2 protein-coding genes are annotated in these 2,976 nt (G+C 62.6%); one reads left to right on the top strand and one right to left on the bottom strand.

Annotated elements, in window-relative coordinates; all coding sequences use genetic code 11:
• Window positions 1–503: 503 nt before the first annotated feature.
• Window positions 504–746, top strand: a complete 243-nt coding sequence (locus tag JFB92_RS24840; protein ID WP_199044624.1) for a hypothetical protein — start codon at window positions 504–506, stop codon at window positions 744–746.
• A 581-nt stretch (window positions 747–1,327) separates the two neighbouring features.
• Here JFB92_RS24840 and JFB92_RS24835 read toward each other — a convergent pair.
• Window positions 1,328–2,794, bottom strand: coding sequence for an AAA family ATPase (locus JFB92_RS24835; RefSeq protein WP_372451696.1), 1,467 nt, complete (start codon window positions 2,792–2,794; stop codon window positions 1,328–1,330).
• Window positions 2,795–2,976: the final 182 nt, after the last annotated feature.

The raw sequence follows: 2,976 nt of genomic DNA, 5'->3' as shown, positions 1-2,976 counted from the left end.
ATGATGCGCGAGCCGCGGGTGACCCCGCCGTACTCGGCGGTACTGGACCAGCCGTTTGGTCCCGAGCGCCAACGGCACTGGGCTCGTCCGGCTAACAACGCTGGCTCAAATTCGGCCGTAGCTGGTGTGATGAAGCCAGCCTTCGTCGCTCCACCCTGCTCCCACAATGCCAGCGGAGCCTCACGGCGGTCAGTAGGACTCCATATATAATCCATATAGGCATTTGGTGCTCGTGAAATCCGTGTGTCTTGAGGTAGCAGGATGCATCGTCAGTGCAGACCCGCGGCGGGAAGTGATTAATGTTGTCTGGCGTTGAGATTGTGGTTGGCGCAGCCATCGGATGGTTGGTCCCGCGGGTTCGCAGGGCCGCCGGTCATGCGAGTGAGATTGCGGACGAGGCAATCAATGCGGCGTTGAACCGCCTGCATTCCCTGGTCGCAAGCAAACTCGCAGGAGATCCTGCTTGGCATAAACTCACAGTGGAAGCCGCTCAAGATCAAGGCGTGAACGATCGGACCAGCAAACGTGTAGAGCTAGCCCTGCAGGACGCCGTCGAGGACGATCGGAATTTTGCCATTCAGCTTCGAGAAGCAGTATCCGAGTTGCAGGCCATGCAACAAAGCGATACCCCCGATATCGCTGCCGGTCGCGACGTTATACAGCAAACAGGCGCAGGAACCATGATCGTCCACACCGGCTCCGGAAACCTGAACTCGTCGCCGCAGGATGGAGAAGTTGGTGAGTGAACAGCAACCTAATGTCAACAGAGACTTCATTCAGCAATCCGGTGACGGACATATGCCAGTCCACAGTGGCTCCGGGGATCTTAACATCTACAACATTGCACCGACATCTTCGACTCAACATATGCGCCAGGTCCGCAGGGGCAGAGGGTTCTGGCGGTCACTTGTAGTTGACGGACGATGGTATTTCCTTATCACCATCGCTTCGGCAGGCACTCTCGCATGCGTGCCCTTCTTTCACGCTGCCGCACAACTCAAGCGTCGACTCCTGTATCTGTACGCCTCATCCTTTGCGGTGGTCGGCCTCGTGATAATTGGTCTTGTCTCAGTGGCACCCAGTCGTGATGAGGCAGAGTCCGATCCCCTGAGGTCCACAGTAGGCGGCATCGAGCTGATAGTGATCGTGGTCGCCTGCTTCTTGCTGGTCCGACTGCGCGACCAGACCTACCCAAAGAACCAACGCACCAAGTCCGATCGCTAGGTCGACCCGCCAGTCGCAACGCGACGCCCAACCTCAGGCCTCATCGGCCCGGCACCTCGAAGGCTCCCCTGTGTTCTCCAAGACTCTCAATACATTCGAGGGCTCAGCGGTAGAGGTCGGTGAGGCCGACCAAGAGGACGTCGTTCCTCTCTGACGCGCGGCGGGCCAGGTGGTCGTTGAACCCGGCACCGGACATGCACATGAGACGCGTCTCGGACGTGTCGAACTTTCCGGCCGAGGACAGCAGGGTCCGCAGGTGTTCGAGCCGTTCGAGGTGAGCCCGCCCCATAACGTCCTGCCACTTCGCCTCCCCGATCGCGAGGAGGCGCGGCCGCCCGGCGTCGGAAGCGGCGATCACGGCGACATCGACTTCGTGGGAGGCCTTGGCGGCCGGATCGTTGACCACCCCGCTGGCCACAGTCGTCGGCAGTCCTCCGAACAGATCGGGGTCAGCGTGGTACAACGCCCAGTCCCGGCACAACTGCTCGAAGTGCGGACCGAGTATCTTACTGGCGAACCGGTGCCGGCTCCCCTGCCATACCCGCGAGGCCATGCCCGGGCGCTGCAACTGGTCCCACACGGGCCGCATCATGCCGGCGTAGAAGGCGATCAGCGGCTCGGCGATCCGATACGCGGAACGGTTCTTGCGGAAGGAGTCGGCATCCCGACGCAGGAGCCCGATGTCCTCCAGCACGTGGATCGGGTGGGCGATGTCGACGGCTTTGCGCTCCAGGTAGGCGGCGATGCCGCTGCGGGTGGCATTGCCGTCTGCGACAGCCGAGAGGACCGAGAGGTACAGTGCCGGGTCGCGTATGTCGGCTTCCTCCGCCAGCAGGTACCGGCCCTCCCTGAACAGCGGAGTCTGGGGATTGAGCACCGTACGGATCACCCAGTCGTCGAAATCCTCCAGGTCGCGCGGGACGTCGCCACGCAGGAACTCGTTCGGGTAGGCCGGCGTGCCGCCGACGATCGCATGCGTTCGTACCGCCAATCCAGGGTCCTCGATTCCCCAGAATTCTGCCGCCATTCGGTAGTCGAGCGGGGACACCAGTAGCTCGAGCCCGGCTCTGCCTCGCAGCGGAGCGCCACCGGACAGGAGCCGGCCCATGAACGACATCGCGGAACCGCACAGCAGCAGCCGGGTCCTGGATTCGGCCCGTTCAGGTCGCAGCGGGCCGAATGCCTGCTGGAGGATAGAGGGCAGTTCGGGATTGACTCGGGCAAGGTACGGGAACTCGTCGATGACCACCGGGACAGGTCGTTCGCGCCCGAGTGCGAGGATCGCGTCGACCGCCTCGAACCAGTCCGCGAAGTGGAATGCGGTCGGTGGGTCTGCGAATCGGCTGAGCGAATCGCTGAACCGGCGCAGCGATTCCGCGTCGGCGGCTTCGGTTGCTCCGAAATAGAATCCGCCCGCCGCCCGCACCACGGCATCGAGCAAGAAGGTCTTGCCCTGGCGCCGCCGTCCCGATACCACCCCGAGCGTCGCACCCGCTCGGGAGTCCGAGACGAATCGGTCCAGAGCCGACCACTCGGCATCGCGATCGAACATTTCCAGCGGCTTCTCCACCCGTCCTCCATTTCATAGGGATACAGTTTTATAAATCGTACCCCTAAAAACACTCTTCGGTCGAAGCGACTCGCTGGACACACGCACCAACGGCGCCACAGCCGGCGGATGGCTTCGAGATGTGACCGCGGACAGTGCGAGGGGCCGGGGACCGCTTCGCGGTTCCCGGCCCCTCGTGCGTT

This window comes from Glycomyces salinus (assembly GCF_016428645.1).
Lineage (GTDB): Bacteria > Actinomycetota > Actinomycetes > Mycobacteriales > Micromonosporaceae > Glycomyces > Glycomyces salinus.
This window is presented reverse-complemented; position numbering and strand designations above follow the sequence as displayed.